The organism is Allobosea sp. GW821-FHT03A12 (assembly GCF_058986765.1).
The window spans coordinates 817,179-836,838 of record NZ_JBYSVZ010000001.1; the positions used below are offsets into that span (position 1 = coordinate 817,179).

Here is a 19,660-nt window from a genome sequence, read left to right on the forward strand (position 1 = left end):
GTGAGCAGCACCGAGACCGACCAGGACGACATCCCGCTCTTCGCGGCGTCGCGGAAGGTCTATCCGCAGAGCGTGTCGGGTCCGTTCCGGCGCGCCAAGTGGCTCATCCTCTTCCTGTGCCTGGGCATCTACTACCTGCTGCCCTTCCTGCGCTGGGATCGCGGCCCCTATCTCCCCAACCAGGCGGTGCTGGCCGACATCGCCAACAACCGCTTCTACTTCTTCTTCATCGAGATCTGGCCGCAGGAGGTCTACTACTTCACCGGCCTGCTGATCCTGGCCTCCTTCGTCCTCTTCCTGATGAATGCGGTCGCCGGCCGGGTCTGGTGCGGCTATCTCTGCCCGCAGACGGTCTGGACCGACCTTTTCCTCGCGGTCGAGCGCTTCTTCGAGGGCGACCGGCGCGAGCGCATGCGCCGCGATGCCGAGCCCTGGGGCTTCGACACGCTCTGGCGCAAGACCGCCAAGCATGCGGTCTGGCTGGTCATCGCCTGGTGGACCGGCGGCGCCTGGGTGCTCTACTTCGCCGATGCGCCGACGCTGGTGCGCGAGCTTGCGACCTTCACCGCGCCGCTTTCGGCCTATGTCTGGATCGCGATCCTGACCTTCACCACCTATGCGCTCGCCGGCATCATGCGCGAGCAGGTTTGCAAGTACATGTGTCCCTGGCCGCGCATCCAGGCGGCTCTGACCGACGACGAGGCGCTCAACGTCACCTATCGCTATGATCGCGGCGAGCCGCGCGTCTCGGTCAAGCAGGCGGTGAAGCTGAAGGCGCAGGGCGCGCCGGCGGGCGACTGCATCGACTGCTTCCAATGCGTCGCGGTCTGCCCGACCGGGATCGACATCCGCGACGGCGCGCAGGTCGACTGCATCCAGTGCGGGCTGTGCATCGACGCCTGCGACACCGTGATGAGCAAGATCGGCCGCCCGACCCGGCTGATCGCCTATGACACCGACGGCAATGTCCAGCGCCGCCTCGCCGGGCTCGCCGCGATCTACCGGCCGGTGCGCCTGCGCACGCTGGCCTATGCGGCGCTGATCGCCATCGTCGGTGGCGCCATGCTCTGGCAGCTCGCGACCCGCAGCACCGCCGGCATCTCCGTGCTGCATGAGCGCGCCCCATTGTTCGTCACGCTGAGCGACGGTTCGATCCGCAACGCCTATACAGTGCGCCTGCTCAACAAGCGGCCGGAGCACCGGCCCTTTGCCCTAACGGTCTCTGGCCTGCCGGGCGTCAGGATCGAGGCGGTCGGGATCACGCCGAGTGCCGATCTGCGCCCCGTCGTCACCGTCGATCCCGATTCGACGCGCGAGGTACGCGTCCTCGTCACCGTCCCGGCCGGCGTGCCGCTTGCGCCCTCGCAGGCGATCACCATCACCGCCTCCGATCTCTTTGCCGGCGAGACAGTGCGCGCCGACGACCATTTCATGGCGCCGGAGACCCATCGATGAGCTGCTGCGGAGTCATCCTCATGCCCTATGAGACGCCAAGGCCGATCGCCCCGCGCCGCCCTTTCGAGCTGACCGGCGGCATGGTCGCGGCCATGCTGATCCTGTTCTTCGGCGTGATCGTCTCGGTCAATGCGACGATCCTGACGATGGCGCTGCGGACCATGCCGGGTGTCGAGACCCGCAGCGCCTATGAGGACAGCCAGCGCTTCAACGAGGAGATCGCCCGCCAACACGAGCGCGATGCGCGCGGCTGGAGCGCGACCACGACGCTGGTCCGGCAAGGCGAGGGCGCGACGCTCGCCGTCAGCCTGGCCGATCGCAGTGGCGGGCCGCTCGCCGGCCTCGCCACCGGTGCCCGCCTGCGCCACCCCGCGACCTCCGCCCGCGACCATGACCTCGTGCTGAGCGAAAGCCGGCCGGGACGCTACGAGGCCCGTTTCGGGACGATCGAGGCCGGCTCCTGGATCCTCGAATTGCAGGCCAAGCGCGGCGATGAGGTCGTCTTCGTCTCGCGCAGCCGCGTCACTTTGGCGGAGCGCTGAGATGGCGGCGCAGGACCTCTCCGTCTTCGTGCGCCATCGCGACGATGGCATCGCCAGCATGGAGCTGGCGGTCGACGGGATACGCTGCGCCGGCTGCATGCAGGCGATCGAAGGTGGGCTCGCCCGCGAGCCGGGCATTTTGGGCGCCCGCGTCAACCTCGCGCTGAAGCGCGTCTCGGTCGAGTGGCGCGAGGCGCTGCTGCGGCCGGAGGCGGTGGTCGAAAAGCTCGCCGCGCTCGGCTTCAAGGCCTATCCCTTCGCGCCGGAGCGCCAGGTGGACGGGGCGGCTGCCGAGGAGCGTTATCTGCTGCGTGCGCTCGGCGTCGCCGGCTTCGCCTCGATGAACATCATGCTGCTCTCGGTCGCGGTCTGGTCCGGCAACAGCGGCGACATCGACCCGACGACGCGCGACTTCTTCCACTGGCTCTCGGCCCTGATCGCGCTGCCGACCGCCGCCTATGCCGGCCGCCCCTTCTTCGAGAGCGCGCTTCGGGCGTTGAAGGCCGGCGCGGTCAACATGGACGTGCCGATCACCATCGGTGTCGTGCTGGCACTGGTGATGTCGGTCGCCGAGACCTGGAACCATGGCCGCCACGCCTATTTCGACGGCGTGGTCATGCTGCTCTTCTTCCTGCTGATCGGGCGCTATCTCGACCAGTTGATGCGGCGGCGCACCCGCGACCTCGCCGGCAATCTCGCCGCGCTCAAGGCCGAGACCGCGACGAGGCTCGCCGCCGACGGCAGCGCGACGGTAATGCCGATCGCCGCGATCGTGCCTGATGATCTCGTGCTGGTGCGGCCGGGCGAGCGCGTCTCCGTCGACGGCGTCGTCGAGACCGGCCGTTCGGAGCTCGACCAGAGTCTCGTCACCGGTGAGACCGCCCCAGTCGTGATCGGGCAGGGCGAACGCGTCCATGCCGGCACGCTGAACCTGACCGGCGCCTTGACCGTGCGGGTCGAGGCGGCCGGGCAGGGCACGCTGCTCGACGAGATCGACCGGCTGATGGATCAGGCCGTCGGCAACCGCTCGCGCTATGTCCGCCTCTCCGACCGTGCCGCGCGGCTCTACGCCCCGGTAGTGCACACGCTGGCGGCCTCGACCTTCCTCGGCTGGCTGGCCTTCGGCCTGTCCTGGCCGGAGGCGCTGATGATCGCCGTCACCGTGCTGATCATCACCTGTCCCTGCGCGCTCGGCCTCGCCATTCCCGCGGTGCAGGTCGTCGCGGCCTCCGCCTTGTTCAGGCGCAAGATCATGCTCAAGGAGGGCGACGCGCTGGAGCGCCTGGCCGAGGCCGATATCGCCGTCTTCGACAAGACCGGTACGCTGACCCTGCCCGAGCCGGACATTCTCAATCCCGAGGCCTTGCCGGTGGAACGGCGGGCCGAGATCGGCGCGCTCGCGGCGGCGAGCGGGCATCCGCTGGCGCAGGCCCTCGCAAGGGCGCTCGCTGCGCCGCCGCCCGCCGGCGATGTCCACGAGGAACGCGGGCAGGGCCTCTCGGTCGGCGATGGGAACGACGAGCGCCGTCTCGGCAGCGTCGCCTTCTGCGGTGCGCAGGCCGAGGCGGCCATGGTCGCGGCGCTGCATCCCGGCGCCTCGCTGATCGCCTATCGCCATGGCTCCTTCCGCACGGTGCTGGCGCTGGGGCAGGCGCTGCGGCCGCAGGCCTGCGAGACGATCGCGGCGCTGCGCAAGGCCGGGCTAGAGGTCGCGATCCTCTCCGGCGACCGGTTCGAGGCGGTGGCGCCGATCGCCGCCGAGCTCGGTGTCACCGAGCTGCATGCCGGCCTGCTGCCGGGCGACAAGCTCGCTTTGCTCGAAAAGATGGCGGCTGGTGGCCGCAAGGTGCTGATGGTCGGTGACGGGCTCAATGACGCGCCGGCGCTGGCGGGGGCGCATGTCTCGCTCTCGCCGGTCAGCGCCACCCATCTGGCGCAGGCCGCGGCCGACATCGTCTTCCTCGGCGACAGCTTGGCGCCGGTTGCTGACGCGCTGGGAATCGCCCGCAAGGCGCGCGGGCTGATGCTGCAGAACCTCTGGTTCGCCGTGCTCTACAATGCAGTCGCGGTGCCGATCGCCGTCGCCGGGCTGGCGACGCCGCTGGTCGCCGCCGTCGCGATGTCCGGCTCCTCGCTGGTGGTGACGCTCAATGCGCTGCGCGCGCGGAGCAATGGAGAGGCGCAGGCATGAACATCATCGTGATCCTGTTCCCGCTGGCGCTCGGCCTTGGTCTTGTCGGGCTCGGTGCCTTCTTCTGGTGCATGCGCAGCGGCCAATATGCCGATCTCGACGGCGCGGCCTGGCGGGTTCTGCAGGACGATGACGCGCAGGGTGAGGCGCAAAGTGGCGAAACTAGGCGGGGGTAGATTATCACCGCAGTGATTTCGCTCGTAAGCGGAGCTTCTCGTAGGTGAAAGGCCAGCTCTGACAGGCAGAATTCAGCTGGCCAGAGGGCAAAGCCCCGGCGCTGGTGGCCGGGGCGATGTCGTCAATAATAGACGGTGCGGCAGACACGCACAGGGCGGCCGAAGCGATTGCGCCGGACCGTGCAGACCGTCCGGCGACGGCGCGGACGGCGCCAGTACTGGCTGAACTCGGCGGGAGCAGCATCGAGCCTGGCGGCGTCATCGACCGGCAGGGAAGCAGCCTTGGCTGGCGCACTCGCAATGCTCGCACCGACAGCACTTGCCGCGATGCCGCCAAACAGTGCGGTCACGAATGAACGACGGTCCATGATCTTTCTCCTTCGTATCGCCCAATCAGATATCTATTTCTTCAATAATGAATGGATTATGAAATTCTGACCTATCCATCAATTCTGATCGATAGGTCACGATATATCATTGAAAACTCGCTATTTTATCGCCTCTTCGCTCACATAGCGACGAGGCGATCCTGCAGCACGCGATGACATTGGCGAGAATCATCTGGCAGGCCGCCGGCAGCGTCGGCCGACAGCCCCCGGTCAGGCAGGCAGCACGACGACCTTCGCACCTTTGGGGATGCGGTTGTAGAGGTCGATCACGTCCTGGTTCATCATCCGGATGCAGCCCGAGGAGACGGCTTGCCCGATCGTGTCGGGCTCGTTGGTGCCGTGAATGCGGTAGAGCGTGTCGCGCCCATCCTTGAACAGATAGAGCGCACGGGCGCCGAGCGGGTTGTCCGCGCCGCCGGCCATGCCGCCTGCCCATCTGGCGTAACGTTTCGGTTCGCGCCTGATCATGTCGGGTGTCGGTGTCCAGCGCGGCCATTGCGCCTTGCGCTGCACGGTTGCGCTGCCGGTGAATTCGAGCCCCTCGCGCCCGACGCCGACACCGTAGCGCAACGCCTTGCCGCCCTCCTGGACGAGGTAGAGGAAGCGGCTTCCCGGATCGACGACCAGCGTGCCCGGCGCGTGGCTGGTCGGATAGTCGACGAGTTGGCGCAGATTGCGCGGACGCAGATCCTCCAGCGAGACGGCGGGGACGCGGAAAGGTTCGCTCTCGACGGCGCCATAGCGCGCGAGGTCGAGTGCGCTGAACCGCGATACAGGGGTAGGCGGCGGCGCAGCGCGCTGCGCGACCGTCGTGCAGCCGGCAGCCAGGAGAGCGAGCGTCAGACCTGCGATGCGGCGGGTCGGGAGCAATTGGTCGGCCATGATCCGTGCGCCCGGCCTCACTGGGAGGCCGGCTTGGCGCGGGCATCGGCGACGACCTGCTTGAAGCCCTTGTAGTCGAGCGTCGAGGTGCGGAACGGGCCGACCAGGTAGGTCGGCGTGCCTTGCAGCCCGAGCGAGTCGGCCTGGGCCATGTTCCGGCGCAGCAGCGCGGTGATCTTGCCGCCATTGGCGTCGAGATCGGTCTGGAGACGCGTCATGTCGATGCCGGCGCCCTGGATCGCCGCCGAGATCTGCGCCTTGCTCAGCCGCCCCTTGGTCGCCATCAGCGCGTGGTGCGCGCGCTCATAGGCGCCCTGATAGGTCGCGGCGAGCGCGAGCTGCGCGGCATAGACCGAGGTCTCGGCGATGACCGGCCAGTCCTTGTAGACGAGCCGGATCTTGCCGTCCTCCTTGACGATGCGGGCAAGGTCCGGAGCCGATGTCTTGCAGTAGGGGCAGTTGTAGTCGAGGAAGGCGACGATCGTGACGTCGCCGTTGCGATTGCCCGAGATGGGCGCTTCCGGGTCGTTCAGGATGGCCTCGACGTCGATCTTGTTCTCCTCGGCCAGGACGGCCTTCGGCAAGGCCGCAGCCAGAAGCGAAAGGCCGAGGAGGATGGTGCGACGGTCGTGGTGCATGGGCCTGCGGCTTTCTCGGCTGCCGGGACCGCGCTGCGCCTGCCGATCCGGGAGCCAGGCGCGGCTCGCGGCGGTCGCATCGTCGCGCCCCCGGCGGTGGACGGATGCGGGCCATCGGCGCTACCCAGCTTAAGCCAGCCTTAAGCTCGGCGGTGATGCTGGGCCGTGGAGGTCACATGCGCGTGCTCATCGTCGAAGACGACCCGCTCCTCGCCGACGGTCTCGCCGTCGGGCTGAAGCTGCACGGCATGAACGCCGAGCTGGTCGGCAGTTGCGCCGATGCGCGGCATGCGCTGGCGGCCGGCGCCTTCGACGCGATGGTGCTCGACATCATGCTGCCGGACGGATCGGGCCTCGATCTGCTCCGGGACCTGCGGACACAGGGCGAGCGCTGCCCGATCCTGCTGCTGACCGCGCTCGACGAGACCCGCGACCGCATCGCCGGGCTCGACCGCGGCGCCGACGACTATCTCGGCAAGCCCTTCGACCTCGACGAGCTTGCGGCGCGGCTGCGCGCGATCGGGCGACGTGGCGAAGGCCGGGCAGCGCCCGCGATCACGACTGGGGGCCTCGTGCTCGATCCTGAGCGCCACGCGGTGGCGCGAGACGGCACGACGATTGATGTGACGCGACGGGAGTTCGCCGTTCTGCGCGCGCTGGCGGAGCGGCCGGGCGTCATCCGCTCGCGCGCGCAACTGGAGGAGCGGCTCTATGGCTGGCAGGAGGACGTCGAGAGCAATGCGATCGAGGTCCATATCCATAATCTCAGGCAGAAGCTCGGGCGCGAGCTGATCGAGACGGTGCGCGGCCTCGGCTATCGTCTCAAGAGCGCGTCATGAGCTCGCTGCGCGGTCGGCTATTTGCGATCCTGGTGGTCACCACGAGCCTGATCTGGCTTGCTGCGACGGCCTGGATCTATCTCGGGACCAAGAACGAACTCGAGCGTGTGCTCGACACGCGCCTGCAGGAAGCGGCGCGCATGGTCGCCTCGCTGGTGCACGACGATAGCTCTTCCCAGGCAGCAATCGCCGGTACTCCGCAGTTGAATCCCGCGGAAGCGGCCGGCTACGAGCGCCAGCTCTCCTGCCAGATCTGGTCGCTGGGCGGGCGTCTCGTCGCGGCGTCGACGACGGCCCCGGCCGAGCGGCTTTCTGCGCATGCCAGCGGCTTCCATGACAGCGTGATCAATGGCGAGGCGTGGCGTGTCTATGCCATCGAGGATGCGGCCAAGGGGGTGCGGGTGCTGGTTGGTGACCGCCTTGGCCTGCGCGAGCGGCTCGTCCAGGATCTCGTGCTCGGGCTGGTGGCGCCGACCTTGCTGATGCTGCCGCTCTTCGCCGGGCTGATCTGGCTCAGCGTCGGCAGGGGGCTTGCCCCGCTCCGTCAGATCGCCCGTGACCTGCAGAGCCGCCCGGCGGATGATCTGAGCCCTATCGGCGCCAATGCGGTCAGGGAAATCCGCCCGCTCACCGATGCATTGAACGGGCTGTTCCGGCGTCTCGACCTGGCCCGGCGGCATGAGCGCGAGATCACCGCCTTCGCCGCGCACGAGCTGCGAACACCGCTCGCCGGCATCCGCACGCAGGCGCAGATCGCGCGGGCAGCCGATAGCGACGCGATGCGCCTCTCGGCGCTCGACAGGATCATCGAGGGCGTGGACCGGACCGCCCGGCTGATCAGCCAATTGCTCGTCCTGGCCAGGCTGGATGCGGACGCTACCGGCTCCGACCGGCAGCGCATCCTCGTCGGTCCATTGCTGCGCGAGATCGATGGCGAGCGGAAATGGCCGGGGCAGACCGTCGAGATCGACCCGCGTCTCGATGACTTCGTCGTGCTGGGGGAGCCTGACAGTCTGCGGCTGGCCCTGCGTAACCTGCATGAGAATGCCTGCGGACAGAGCCTTCCAGGCGGGCAGGTGCGCTGGCTGCGCGTCGCGGACAATGCGTTCGCGGTCGAGGATGATGGCCCGGGCATTCCGGACGAGGAGATATCGCTGGTGACGCAGCGCTTCTATCGAGGGCGCAGCAGCAGGACGGTCGGAACCGGCCTGGGTCTTTCGATCGTCGAGGTCGCACTCGCGCGCCTGGGCGCGGCGCTGGCATTGGAGAATCGTCCCCTGGGCGCAGGGCTGAAGGCGACGGTCACGCGTCCAGCGCCATGATTGTGCTGCCTTGATCAAGGCGCGGCCGCCACCGGGCGGCCCCGCATCGCTATTCTCAGGCGACGTCGAAGCGGTCGAGGTTCATCACCTTGGTCCAGGCCGCGACGAAGTCCTTGACGAACTTCTCCTTGGCGTCGGTGCTGGCATAGACCTCGGCGAGGGCGCGCAGGATCGAGTTCGAGCCGAAGACGAGATCGACGCGGGTGCCGGTCCACTTGGCGGCGCCGGTCTTGCGATCGGTGCCCTCGAACACGTCCTTGGCCTCGGAAGTCGCCTTCCACTGCGTGCCCATGTCGAGCAGGTTGACGAAGAAGTCGTTCGTCAGCGCGCCCGGCCGGTTGGTCAGCACACCGTGCCTGGAGCCGTCGGCATTGATGTCGATGGCGCGCAGGCCGCCGATCAGCACCGTTAGCTCGGGCGCGGTCAGCGTCAGCAGCTGGGCCCGGTCGATCAGCGCCACCTCGGCCGGCACCCTGGCGCCCGGCTTCTGGTAGTTGCGGAAGCCGTCCAGCGCCGGCTCCATCACATCGAAGGAGTGGGTGTCAGTCTGCTCCTGCTTCGCGTCGGTGCGGCCCGCAGTGAACGGCACGCTGACGTTATGGCCGGCGGCCTTGGCCGCCTGCTCGACGCCGACATTGCCGGCCAGCACGATCAGGTCGGCCAGCGAGACCTTCTGGTCGCCGTCGGCCTCCTTGTTGAACTGGCGGCGGATGCCGTCGAGCACCTCGATCACCCTGGCGAGCTGGGCCGGCTGGTTGACCTCCCAGTCCTTCTGGGGTGCGAGGCGGACGCGGGCGCCATTGGCGCCGCCGCGCTTGTCGCCGCCGCGGAAGGTCGCGGCCGAGGCCCAGGCGGTGCCGACCAGCTCGGAGACGGACAGGCCAGAGGCCTTGATCTTCTCCTTGAGCGCGGCGACGTCGGCGGCGTTGACCAGCGGATGGTCGGCGGCCGGCAGCACGTCCTGCCAGATCAGCTCCTCCTTCGGCACTTCCGGGCCGAGATAGCGCGAGTGCGGGCCGAGATCGCGATGGGTCAGCTTGAACCAGGCGCGGGCGAAGGCCTCGGCGAAGGCCTGCGGGTTCTCGAGGAAGCGGCGCGAGATCTTCTCATAGGCCGGGTCCAGGCGCAGCGACAGGTCGGTCGTCAGCATGGTCGGCTTGTGCTTCTTCGACGGGTCGTGGGCGTCGGGGATGACCGCCTCGGCGTCCTTTGCCTCCCACTGAATCGCGCCGCCGGGGCTGCGCGTCTGCACCCATTCGTATTTGAACAGGTTCTCGAAGAAGAAGTTGCTCCACTGCGCCGGGGTCTGCGTCCAGGTGACCTCGATGCCGCTGCCGACCGCGTCGGCGCCGTGGCCGGTGCCGAAATTGCTGGCCCAGCCGAGGCCCTGCGCCTCGAGCTCGGCGCCTTCCGGATCCGGGCCCTTATGCGACTCGGGCGCAGCGCCATGGGTCTTGCCGAAGGTGTGGCCGCCGCCGATCAGCGCGACCGTCTCCTCGTCGTTCATCGCCATGCGGGCGAAGGTCTCGCGGATGAAATGCGCCGCCGAGATCGGATCGCCATTGGCGCCTGGACCTTCCGGATTGACGTAGATCAGGCCCATCTCGGTGGCGCTCAGCGGCGCGTCGAACTTGTCGAGGGGGCGATGGGTCAGCCAAGCGGTCTCGGCGCCCCAGTTGACGTCGTGATCGGGTTCCCAGGTGTCCTCGCGGCCGCCAGCGAAGCCGAAGGTGCGGAAGCCCATGGTCTCCAGCGCGACATTGCCGGTCAGGATCAGCAGGTCGGCCCAGGAGATGGCCTGGCCGTATTTCTGCTTGATCGGCCAGAGCAGGCGGCGCGACTTGTCGATGTTGACATTGTCCGGCCAGCTGTTGAGCGGCGCGAAGCGCTGCTGGCCGCGACCACCGCCGCCGCGGCCGTCGGCGAGGCGATAGGTGCCGGCGGCATGCCAGGACATGCGCACGAATTGCGGGCCGTAATTGCCGAAGTCGGCAGGCCACCAGTCCTGCGAGTCGGTCATCAGCTTGCGCAGGTCGTTCTTCAGCGCCTCATAGTCGAGCTTCTTGAACGCCTCGCGGTAGCTGAAGGCCGGATCGAGCGGATCGGACTTGGCCGAGTGCTGGTTCAAGAGGTCGACAGGCAGCTGGCTCGGCCACCAGTCGCGGTTCTGACGGGCGCCGCCGCCATGGGCGACGGGGCACTTGCCCGTGCTGTCCTCAGTCTTCGCGTTCATCTCTCTCTCCGAAGCTCGGCTGGGTTCCGGGATGGGTCTTAGCAGGGCCGTTTCATTATTTTAATTCCGATTTTCTGATCGCGACGATAAGCTCAGATTATGACGAACCTGACCTTCAAGCAGCTGCGCTATTTCGAGGCGCTGGCGCGGCACGGCCATTTCGGCCGTGCGGCCGAAGCCTGCGCGATCTCGCAGCCGGCCCTGTCGCAGCAGATCAAGGCCTTGGAGGCGGAATTCGGCGCCGAGCTGTTCGAACGGGACCGGCGCCAGGTTCGGTTGACGCGCTTCGGCGAGGAGATCGCGGCGCGCGCGCGCGATGTCCTGCGCTCGCTCGACGAGCTGGAGGGGTATGCGCACGCCTCGCGGGACGGGCAGGTCACGCGCCTGCGCATCGGCGTGATCCCGACGGTGGCGCCCTATCTGCTGCCCGGCCTGATCGGCGATCTCACGCGCCTGCATGGCGAGCTCGACCTCAATGTCCGCGAGACGCTGACGCCGAAGCTGGTTCAGGAACTGAATGAGGGGCGGCTGGACATGGCGATCGTCGCGCTGCCGGTGTCGGAGCCGTCGCTGACCGAGGTCGCTCTGTTCACCGAGCGCTTCGTGCTGGTGCGGCCGCGCGCGGAGGAGGGCAAGCCGGCGCCCGACCGCGAGGCGCTGCGCGAGATGCGGTTGCTGCTGCTGGAGGAGGGACATTGCTTCCGCGAGCAGGCCCTGTCGTTCTGCAGCACCAAACCGCGCACCGTGCAGTCGCGCGACCTGCTCGACGCCAGCTCGCTGTCGACGCTGGTGCAGATGGTCGATGCCGGGCTGGGCGTCACGCTGATCCCGGAGATGGCGGTTGCGGTCGAGACGCGCTCGGCCTCGGTCGCAATCACGCATTTCAAGGCGCCGGAGCCCTCCCGGACCATCGGCATGGTCTGGCGCAAGACCAGTCCGCTGGCGCGGCAGCTGCTGGAGATCGCGGAGGTGGTGCGGCAATCGGCCGGCGCGCTGCGCGGGCCGCGAGGCAACGGCTGGTCCGGGGCCGATGACGATGCCGGCTCGATCGGGCGGGCCGGGCCCGCCTGAGTTTGGTTGCCGGCCTCAAGAAGACGACAGCAGTGCGATTTTTTTCTAATCTATAGTATAATTTCTTTACGTAAAAATATTATATGTTTTGAGCTGACGTAAAATTCTTTCGTACATTTTATTATGAAATCACAATCGCTTAGGAAGAACTAAGCGGTTGGCACGACTCCTGCGCATCGACTCCTTGATATCGCAAGGAGGTCTTGATGTCAGCGAACCCTGGTGATGAGGCGACGCTCTTCGCCACAGTCGACATGGCGATGACGGCGAGCGCCGTCGCTTCCCGTGCAGGCGAGCATTATCCGCAGGTCCTCGGAACGCCCTCGCTGATCCGGGAGATGGAGCGAGCCGCGGCGGCCATTCTCGCGCCTCATCTGGCCCAAGGCGAGGTCTCCGTCGGCGTCGCGGTGGAGATTTCCCATCTCGCCCCGACGCCTGTCGGCCATGAGCTGCGCAGCCATGCGCGCCTGACCGGCCGGGAGGGCAAGCTCTTCTGGTTCGAGGTCTGGTCCGAGGATGCCGGTGGGGCCGTCGGCAAGGGCCGGCACAGCCGCGCCATCGTCGACGTCGCGGCGATCGAGGCGCGAGCCTCCCGGCGGCCCTCCCATTTCCCGCCCTCCGCGACACCGGCCCAGGCCTGAGGATACCCGTCTCATGACCGATGCGGTGCTTCATCCCGAATTCGAGACCCTGCCCGCCGCGGAGATCCGGGCGCATCAGGACCGGCTCTGGGACCGGCAATGGGACTATGTCCGCTCCCATTCGCGGTTCTATCAGGACAAATTCTCCGGACGCGCCAGGCCGGGCCTGCGGCTCGATGCCCTGAGTTCCCTGCCTTTCACCGAGAAGGACGAACTGCGCCGGAGCCAGGAGGCCTCCTATCCGTTCGGCTCCTATATCGCCTGCCGCGAAGACCAGGTCGTGCGCATCCACCGGACCTCGGGAACGACCGGGCGCCCGCTGCAGCTCGCCAATAGCCGGCGCGATGTCGACCTGATCGCCCATGTCGGCGGGCGTGCTCAGTTCTCGGCCGGGCTTCGGCCCGGCGACCGGGTCGTCCATTGCCTGAACTACTGCATGTGGACCGGCGGGGTCACCGACCACATGACCCTGGAGGCGGCTGGCGCGTGTGTCGTACCCTTCGGCGTCGGAAACACTAGGCTGCTCCTCGACACGATCGCGGATCTCGGGGTGACCGCGATCTCCTGTACGCCGTCCTATCCCGCGCTGCTGGAGAAGCTGCTGCGGGCGGAGGGTAGAGAGCCGCGCGACCTGAAGCTGCGCATCGGCCTGTTCGGCGGCGAGGCCGGGCTCGACAACCTCGAATTCCGCAGTGTCATGGAACGGGCCTGGGGCTTCGGCGTCCGCAACGCCAATTACGGCATGTCGGAAGTGCTGAGCAATTTCGCCAGCCAGTGCGAGCGTAGCAACGACCTGCATTTCCACGGCGCCGATGCGATCTTCGCCGAGCTTGTCGATCCCCAAGGCAACAGCCTGCCGATCCGCGAGGGCGAGAGCGGCGAGCTCGTCTGCACGCATCTCGCCAAGGAATGCCAGCCGCTCGTCCGCTTCCGCACGCGCGACGTTGTCACGGTGACGGGTACGGGCCCGTGCGAATGCGGCCGGACGGCCTGGCGCTTCCGGGTGACCGGCCGCACCGACGACATGTTCAACGTCCGCGGCATCAACGTCTTTCCGAGCGCGGTGCAGAAGGGCGTGTTCAGCCGGCCCGACATCGCTTCGGGCCAGTTCCGCATCCTGCTCGAGGGCAAGGGGCCCTGGGACCGCATCGTGGTCAAGGCGGAGGCGGCGCCGGGGCTTGCGCCGCATGACTGGCCGCATGCGGCGCAGGCGCTGGAGGGCGCCATCCGCGACCATGCCGGCGCTTCGGCGGAGGTCAGGCTCGTCGCCTGCGACAGCCTGCCCCGGACCGACGGCAAGACCACCCTGATCGAAAGGACCTGACCCATGAGCTTTGCTCTCTACGAACGCCAGGGCGCCATTGGCACCGTCACGCTCAACCGCCCCGAGCGCCTCAATGCGATCAGCGGGGCTCTGCTCGCCGCCTTCGCCGCGGCGCTTGAGGCGGCCATCGCCGATCCCGAGGCGTCCGTGCTGATCCTGACGGGGGCGGGGCGGGCCTTCTGCTCCGGCGACGACCTCAAGGAATTCGAGCTGCAGAGCGAGAGCGACGCCTCGATCCGCGCCCATATCGGCGCGATTCAGGGCATCACGAAGCTGATGCTGGGCTGCGACAAGCCGATCATCGGGGCGGTGCACGGCTATGCCGTGGGCGGTGGCTTCGAATGGCTGCTGAACTGCGATCTGGTGGTGGCCGCCGACGATCTCGTCGCCTTCTTCCCGGAGATGGACTGGGGCCAGTTCGTGACCGGCGGCGTCACCCATCTGCTGCCGCAGGCTGTTGGCTACCAGCGCGCGATGGAGCTGATGCTGCTCGGGGAGCGCCAGAGCGCGCAGAGGCTGGAGCGGCTCGGGCTGGTCAATGCCGTGGTCCCGCGCGAGCAGCTCACCGCCCGGGCGCTGGAGATGGCGCGGACGGTCGCGTCGAAATCACGCTTCGCCGTCGGGAAGCTCAAGACGCTGCTGAACGGGGAACTGGGCGAGCCGCTCTGGCGGGCGGTCGCCCTCGAGGAAACGGTGACGATCGAAGCCTTCGGGCAGCCCGACGGGGCGCTGCGCGTCGCAGGCTTCGCCAACCGCAAGAAAAGCGCCTGAGGCGCTTGCGATCCGGCCGCGCCAGGGAAAATCCCGGTGCGGCCGGCTCGATGTTTCATCCAAAAAACGAAGAGGGGAATAACATGAGCATCCGCAGCCTCCTGGTCCTGTCGACCGCGATCCTCGCATCTGCCGTCACGGCGGCGCGGGCGGACGTGACGCTGGGCGTCGTCGGCCCGGTCTCGGGACAATACGCCTCGTTCTTCCAGCAGATCACCAAGGGCGCCGAAGCCGCCGCCGCCGCGATCAACGCCGCGGGCGGCATCAATGGCGAAAAGATCGTGCTACGTATCGAGGATGACGCCTGCGATCCCAAGCAGGCGGTGGCGGCGGCCAACAAGCTCGCCGGCCAGGCGGTCGCGGCGGTCATCGGCCATTTCTGCAGCTCATCCTCGATCCCGGCCTCGGACGTCTATGCCGAAGCCGGTCTGCCGATGATCAGCCCGGCCTCGACGAATCCGCTGATGACCGATCGTGGGCTGAAGACGGTGTTCCGTACCTCCGGGCGCGACGACCAGCAGGCCGAGGTCGCGGCCGCCGAGATTCTCAAGCGCAAGCTCGGCTCGCGGGTCGCCATCATCCACGACAAGTCGACCTACGGGAAAGGCATCGCCGACGGCATCAAGGCAGGCCTCAACAAGGCCGGCACCACCGAGGTCGTCTATGACAGCGTGACGCAAGGCGAGAAGGATTTCTCGGCGCTGGTCTCGAAGCTGAAGGCGGCCAATGTCGATTTCGTCTATTTCGGCGGCTATTTCGCCGAGGCGGGCCTCCTCCTGCGCCAGGCACGCGAGCAGGGGCTGAAAGCAACCTTCATGGGCGGCGACGGCATCGCCTCGAGCGAGTTCGCCTCGATCGGCGGCGCGGCGACGGACGGCTTCCTGATGACCTTCGCGCCCGATCCGCGCGACAACCCCAAGGCCCAGGCGATCGTCAAGGCGTTCCGCGACGCCAGATACGAGCCGGAGGGCTATACGCTCTACACCTATGCCGCGGTGCAGGCCTACGCGCAGGCTGCGGCGCAGGCGAAGAGCAAGGATGGCCTCAAGGTCTCCGCCGCGTTGCATGCCGGCCGCTTCGACACCGTGCTCGGCACCATCGCCTTCGATGCGAAGGGCGATTCCAGCAGCGAGCCGTTCATCCTCTACAGCTGGAATGGCGGGAAATACGCGCCGTTGAAGTGATCCGACGTGCCCCGCCCCGTCCGGCAGCGCCGGGCGGGGCTCCCTTTCGGCGCCGCCCAGCGCGCAATCCGGACAGCACAATGGCGTATTTCATCCAGCAAACCATCAACGGCCTGACGCTCGGCGCGATCTACGGCCTCGTCGCGCTCGGCTATACGATGGTCTACGGCATCGTCGGCATGATCAATTTCGCCCATGGCGAGATCTACATGATCGGCGCCTTCATCTCGCTGATCGCCTTCACCGCGCTCGGGCTCGCCGGGGTGAGCTGGGCTCCGCTGGCGATCGTGCTCGTGCTCCTGATCGCGATCATCTTCACCGCCGTCTATGGCTGGGCCGTCGAGCGCATCGCCTATCGGCCCTTGCGCAAATCCTTCCGGCTGGCGCCGCTGATCTCCGCGATCGGCATGTCGATCTTCCTGCAGAACTATGTGCAGCTCCTGCAGGGCGCGCGCACCCGCACGCTGCCAGCCGTGGTCCCGGGAAGCTTCACGCTGATGGAGAGCCAGGGCTTCTCCGTCCAGATCACCGGCATCCAGATCGCGATCATCGCGCTGACGCTGGCGCTGATGGTGCTGCTCACCGTGCTGATCGAACGCACCCGCCTCGGCCGCTCGCAGCGGGCCTGCGAGCAGGACATGGGGATGGCGGGCATGGTCGGCATCGATGTCGACCGCACGATCTCGCTGACCTTCGTCATCGGCGCGGCGCTCGCCGCCGCCGCGGGGCTGATGGTCACGCTCTATTACGGCTCGATCGACTTCTTCATCGGCTTCCTCGCCGGGGTAAAGGCGTTCACCGCTGCCGTCCTCGGCGGCATCGGCTCGATCCCCGGCGCGATGGTCGGCGGACTGCTGATCGGCCTGGTGGAGGCCTATTGGGGTGGCTACGTCTCCGGCGCCTACAAGGACGTCGCAGTGTTCGCCGTTCTCATCCTCGTCCTGACCGTGCTGCCGACCGGGCTGCTCGGCCGCCCGCATCTGCAGAAGGTCTGAGCGATGGAGCGCGCTTCCTTCGATGCGGCCTTAGCATTCAGGCATGCCTGTCTCGCCGCGCTGGCGACCTGCGTGCTGGCCCTGCCGCTGGCGGGCGTCAGGCTATCCGACGAGGCCGGCCACAACGCCCTGATCACCCGGCCGCTCTGGATCCTGCTGCCGGTGGTCGCCGCCTTCCTCGGCCGTTTCGCGATCGAGGCGCTGCGGAGCCGGGCAGGTCCCTCCGCCGGCCGGCCGGCGCTGGCGGCGCTGCGCCCGTCGCCGGGCTGGATCGCCCTGGCGGCCGCGCTCGCCTTCGCTTTCCCGCTGATGCCCTTCGCCACCCGCTACGAGCTCGACCTGGCGACGACCTTCCTGATCTACGTCATGCTCGGCTGGGGGCTGAACATCGTCGTCGGGCTCGCCGGCCTGCTCGATCTCGGCTATGTCGCCTTCTATGCGGCCGGGGCCTATACGTTCGGCCTGCTCGCCACGCAGTTCGGGGTCGGCTTCTGGCTCGCATTGCCGCTGTGCGGCCTGGTTGCCGCCTGTCTCGGCCTCCTCCTCGGCTTCCCGGTGCTGCGCCTGCGCGGCGACTATCTGGCGATCGTCACCCTCGGCTTTGGCGAGATCATCCGCATCGTGCTGATCAACTGGTCTGATGTGACCGGGGGCCCGAACGGCATCGCCGCCATCCCGCGCCCGACCTTCTTCGGCATGCCGTTCGCGGCAAGCGCTCCCGATGGCGTCACGACCGTCTCGCAGTTCTTCGGCGTGCCGTTCTCGCCGGTGCATCGCATCGCCTGGCTCTATTACATCGTGCTGTGCCTGGCGCTGCTGACGCTGGCCTTCACCGAACGGCTGCGGCGCCTGCCCATCGGCCGCGCCTGGGAGGCCCTGCGCGAGGACGAAATCGCCTGCCGGGCCGTCGGCCTCAACCCGACGATCGTCAAGCTGACCGCGTTCTCGCTCGGCGCGATGCTCGGCGGCTTCGCCGGCTGCTTCTTCGCGGCGAGGCAGGGCTTCATCAGCCCGGAAAGCTTCACCTTCACCGAAAGCGCGGTGATCCTCGCCATCGTCGTGCTCGGCGGCATGGGCAGCCAGATCGGCGTGGTGATCGCCGCCGCCGTCCTGGTCGGGCTGCCCGAGCTCGGCCGGAACTTCGCGGAGTTCCGCATGCTGCTGTTCGGGCTCGCCATGGTCCTGATCATGGTCTGGAAGCCGGGCGGGCTGATTTCCGGCCGCAGCCCCTCTGTCCGCGTCGATCTCGCGCGCTACGACATCGGCGCAAGGGTGGCGCGATGAGCAACCGCAAGCGGGAAGCGGCCGCCCTGGAGGTTCGCGGGCTCAAGATGCGCTTCGGTGGCATCGTTGCCATCGACGGCCTCGACATGACGGCGCGGGCCGGCGAGGTCACGGCGATCATCGGCCCCAACGGTGCCGGCAAGACGACGGCCTTCAACTGCGTCACCGGCTTCTACAAGCCGAGCGCGGGTGAGATCACCCTCCGGCACGGCGCCGGCAGCGTCCGGGTCGATGCCTTGCCGGGGCACAGGATCGTCCATGAGGCCGGTATCGCCCGGACCTTCCAGAACATCCGCCTGTTCGCCGGCATGACGGCGCTGGAGAACCTGCTCGTCGCGCGCCACCGGGCGATGAGCGGTGCTGGCCTGCTGCAGCTGAAGGGGCTGTTCGGGCTGCCGTCCTTCCGGGTCGCCGAGCGGCAGGCGATCGATGAGGCCATGGCCTGGCTCGCCCGCATGGGGCTGGCCGAGCGCGCCAATGATGAAGCCGGGACCTTGCCCTATGGCCTGCAGCGGCGCCTGGAGATCGCACGCGCCATGTGCCTCGATCCGCGCTTCCTCTGCCTGGACGAGCCGGCCGCCGGCCTGAACCCGCGCGAATCCCTGGCGCTGGGCGAGACCCTGCGGCAGCTCACAGAGGAGCGCGGCATCGGCATCCTCTTGATCGAGCACGACATGAGCGTCGTCATGAACGTGTCGCAGCATGTCATCGTGCTCGATCACGGCCGCAAGATCGCCGAGGGCACGCCGGACCAGGTCAAGCGCGATCCCCGAGTCGTCGCGGCCTATCTCGGCGACACACCTTCCGAGGCGGAATCAGGTCCTCCCCGGAAGGTGGAGCCGGCTTCCAGGCAGGCTGCTCCGCTGCTCGAGCTGCGTGGGCTGCGCTCCGGCTACGGCCAGGTCGAGGTGCTGCACGGGCTCGACATCCGCGTCGGCCAGGGCGAGATCGTCGCGCTGCTCGGCGCCAATGGCGCGGGAAAATCGACGCTGCTGAACACGGTGTTCGGCCGCCCGGCGGCGCGCTCCGGCGAGGTCCTGTTCGAGGGCCGGCCGATCGGCGGCCTGCCGGCGCATGAGGTGGCGCGGCTGGGCATCGCCCATGCCCCGGAAGGTCGCCGGATCATGCCGCAGATGACCGTGCTGGAAAATCTGCAGATTGGTGCCACCCTCGTCGACCCCCGGCATTTCGAGGACGATCTCGCCAAGGTGTTCAGGCTGTTTCCGCGGCTGCAGGAGCGCAGGACGCAGCGGGCCGGCACGATGTCGGGCGGGGAGCAGCAGATGCTGGCGATCGGCCGCGCGCTGATGCAGCGCCCCAAGCTGCTGCTGCTCGACGAGCCCTCGCTCGGGCTGGCTCCGCTGATCATCCGGCAGATCTTCGGCGCCGTGCGCGCGATCAATGCGGTGGAGGGCATCGCGGTGCTGCTGGTCGAGCAGAATGTCGGCCAGGCGCTCGCCATCGCCGATCGCGGCTATGTGCTCCAGACCGGCCGCGTGGTGCACCAGGGGCCGTCGGCCGAGTTGCTGGCGATGCCGGAGGTCCGCGAGACCTATCTCGAGGGACTGGAGGTCGGGTAGGCGTTCGATCGATGTGCCCGCGCCATGGCGCATTTTCGAGCGAAGTGGACGCCGGTTCGCGTGAAGAAAATGCGATAAAACAGAGACCTGGAGTAATTCCGCGATACGGAGAATTGCGGAATTACTCCAGCGCTGCTGCTATC

At 67.9% G+C, this 19,660-nt stretch carries 18 protein-coding genes; 14 read left to right on the forward strand and 4 right to left on the reverse strand.

The window, feature by feature from the left end; all coding sequences use genetic code 11:
- From ccoG to ccoS, 4 genes are read left to right on the forward strand one after another with little or no spacing between them, the layout of a single operon-like run.
- Positions 1–1,455, forward strand: a complete 1,455-nt coding sequence (gene ccoG, locus AC3WLC_RS03830; RefSeq protein ID WP_493682608.1) for a cytochrome c oxidase accessory protein CcoG — start codon at positions 1–3, stop codon at positions 1,453–1,455.
- Positions 1,452–1,997, forward strand: coding sequence for a FixH family protein (locus AC3WLC_RS03835; RefSeq protein ID WP_493682609.1), 546 nt, complete (start codon positions 1,452–1,454; stop codon positions 1,995–1,997). The genes ccoG and AC3WLC_RS03835 overlap by 4 nt, the downstream gene beginning before the upstream one ends.
- Position 1,998: 1 nt before the next feature.
- Complete coding sequence (locus tag AC3WLC_RS03840) at positions 1,999–4,188, forward strand: heavy metal translocating P-type ATPase (RefSeq protein ID WP_493682610.1); 2,190 nt, start codon at positions 1,999–2,001, stop codon at positions 4,186–4,188.
- Positions 4,185–4,364: a cbb3-type cytochrome oxidase assembly protein CcoS gene (gene ccoS, locus AC3WLC_RS03845; protein WP_493682611.1), complete on the forward strand. Its 180-nt coding sequence runs from the start codon at positions 4,185–4,187 to the stop codon at positions 4,362–4,364. The genes AC3WLC_RS03840 and ccoS overlap by 4 nt, the downstream gene beginning before the upstream one ends.
- Before the next feature lie 122 nt (positions 4,365–4,486).
- On the opposite strand, the gene AC3WLC_RS03850 is transcribed toward ccoS, so the two are convergent.
- The 3 genes from AC3WLC_RS03850 to AC3WLC_RS03860 all read right to left on the reverse strand — a co-directional run bounded on the left by AC3WLC_RS03850 (position 4,487) and on the right by AC3WLC_RS03860 (position 6,273).
- Positions 4,487–4,732: a hypothetical protein gene (locus AC3WLC_RS03850; RefSeq protein ID WP_493682612.1), complete on the reverse strand. Its 246-nt coding sequence runs from the start codon at positions 4,730–4,732 to the stop codon at positions 4,487–4,489.
- A gap of 231 nt (positions 4,733–4,963) precedes the next feature.
- A complete protein-coding gene (locus tag AC3WLC_RS03855) occupies positions 4,964–5,635 on the reverse strand; it encodes a L,D-transpeptidase (RefSeq protein ID WP_493682613.1) in 672 nt (223 codons plus the stop codon).
- Positions 5,636–5,652: 17 nt separating this feature from the next.
- Positions 5,653–6,273, reverse strand: coding sequence for a DsbA family protein (locus AC3WLC_RS03860; RefSeq protein ID WP_493682614.1), 621 nt, complete (start codon positions 6,271–6,273; stop codon positions 5,653–5,655).
- Positions 6,274–6,449: 176 nt separating this feature from the next.
- On the opposite strand from AC3WLC_RS03860, the gene AC3WLC_RS03865 reads away from it, so the two are divergent.
- Both AC3WLC_RS03865 and AC3WLC_RS03870 read left to right on the forward strand, forming a co-directional pair.
- Entirely contained in the window at positions 6,450–7,112 is a 663-nt protein-coding gene (locus AC3WLC_RS03865; protein ID WP_493682615.1) for a response regulator, read from the forward strand.
- A complete protein-coding gene (locus tag AC3WLC_RS03870; RefSeq protein ID WP_493682616.1) occupies positions 7,109–8,434 on the forward strand; it encodes a sensor histidine kinase N-terminal domain-containing protein in 1,326 nt (441 codons plus the stop codon). The genes AC3WLC_RS03865 and AC3WLC_RS03870 overlap by 4 nt, the downstream gene beginning before the upstream one ends.
- Positions 8,435–8,489: 55 nt before the next feature.
- Here AC3WLC_RS03870 and katG read toward each other — a convergent pair whose 3' ends face one another.
- Positions 8,490–10,667, reverse strand: coding sequence for a catalase/peroxidase HPI (katG, locus tag AC3WLC_RS03875; RefSeq protein WP_493682617.1), 2,178 nt, complete (start codon positions 10,665–10,667; stop codon positions 8,490–8,492).
- A 99-nt stretch (positions 10,668–10,766) separates the two neighbouring features.
- Between katG and AC3WLC_RS03880 the strand changes: the two genes are divergently transcribed.
- The 8 genes from AC3WLC_RS03880 (at position 10,767) to AC3WLC_RS03915 (ending at position 19,517) form a co-directional block, all read left to right on the forward strand.
- Positions 10,767–11,738, forward strand: a complete 972-nt coding sequence (locus tag AC3WLC_RS03880; RefSeq protein WP_493682618.1) for a hydrogen peroxide-inducible genes activator — start codon at positions 10,767–10,769, stop codon at positions 11,736–11,738.
- Between the two features lie 206 nt (positions 11,739–11,944).
- Complete coding sequence (locus AC3WLC_RS03885) at positions 11,945–12,379, forward strand: thioesterase family protein (protein ID WP_493682619.1); 435 nt, start codon at positions 11,945–11,947, stop codon at positions 12,377–12,379.
- 13 nt (positions 12,380–12,392) lie between these two features.
- Complete coding sequence (locus AC3WLC_RS03890; protein WP_493682620.1) at positions 12,393–13,703, forward strand: phenylacetate--CoA ligase family protein; 1,311 nt, start codon at positions 12,393–12,395, stop codon at positions 13,701–13,703.
- A 3-nt stretch (positions 13,704–13,706) separates the two neighbouring features.
- Entirely contained in the window at positions 13,707–14,474 is a 768-nt protein-coding gene (locus AC3WLC_RS03895) for an enoyl-CoA hydratase/isomerase family protein (RefSeq protein ID WP_493682621.1), read from the forward strand.
- A gap of 83 nt (positions 14,475–14,557) precedes the next feature.
- Positions 14,558–15,658: a branched-chain amino acid ABC transporter substrate-binding protein gene (locus AC3WLC_RS03900; RefSeq protein WP_493682622.1), complete on the forward strand. Its 1,101-nt coding sequence runs from the start codon at positions 14,558–14,560 to the stop codon at positions 15,656–15,658.
- Between the two features lie 80 nt (positions 15,659–15,738).
- Positions 15,739–16,653 carry an ABC transporter permease subunit gene (locus AC3WLC_RS03905; protein ID WP_493682623.1) on the forward strand — a complete coding sequence of 305 codons (915 nt, stop codon included), beginning with the start codon at positions 15,739–15,741 and terminating at the stop codon, positions 16,651–16,653.
- A 3-nt stretch (positions 16,654–16,656) separates the two neighbouring features.
- Entirely contained in the window at positions 16,657–17,937 is a 1,281-nt protein-coding gene (gene livM / locus AC3WLC_RS03910) for a high-affinity branched-chain amino acid ABC transporter permease LivM (RefSeq protein WP_493682624.1), read from the forward strand.
- Positions 17,934–19,517: an ATP-binding cassette domain-containing protein gene (locus AC3WLC_RS03915; protein ID WP_493682625.1), complete on the forward strand. Its 1,584-nt coding sequence runs from the start codon at positions 17,934–17,936 to the stop codon at positions 19,515–19,517. Before livM ends, AC3WLC_RS03915 begins: the two co-directional genes overlap by 4 nt.
- Positions 19,518–19,660 lie beyond the last annotated feature (143 nt).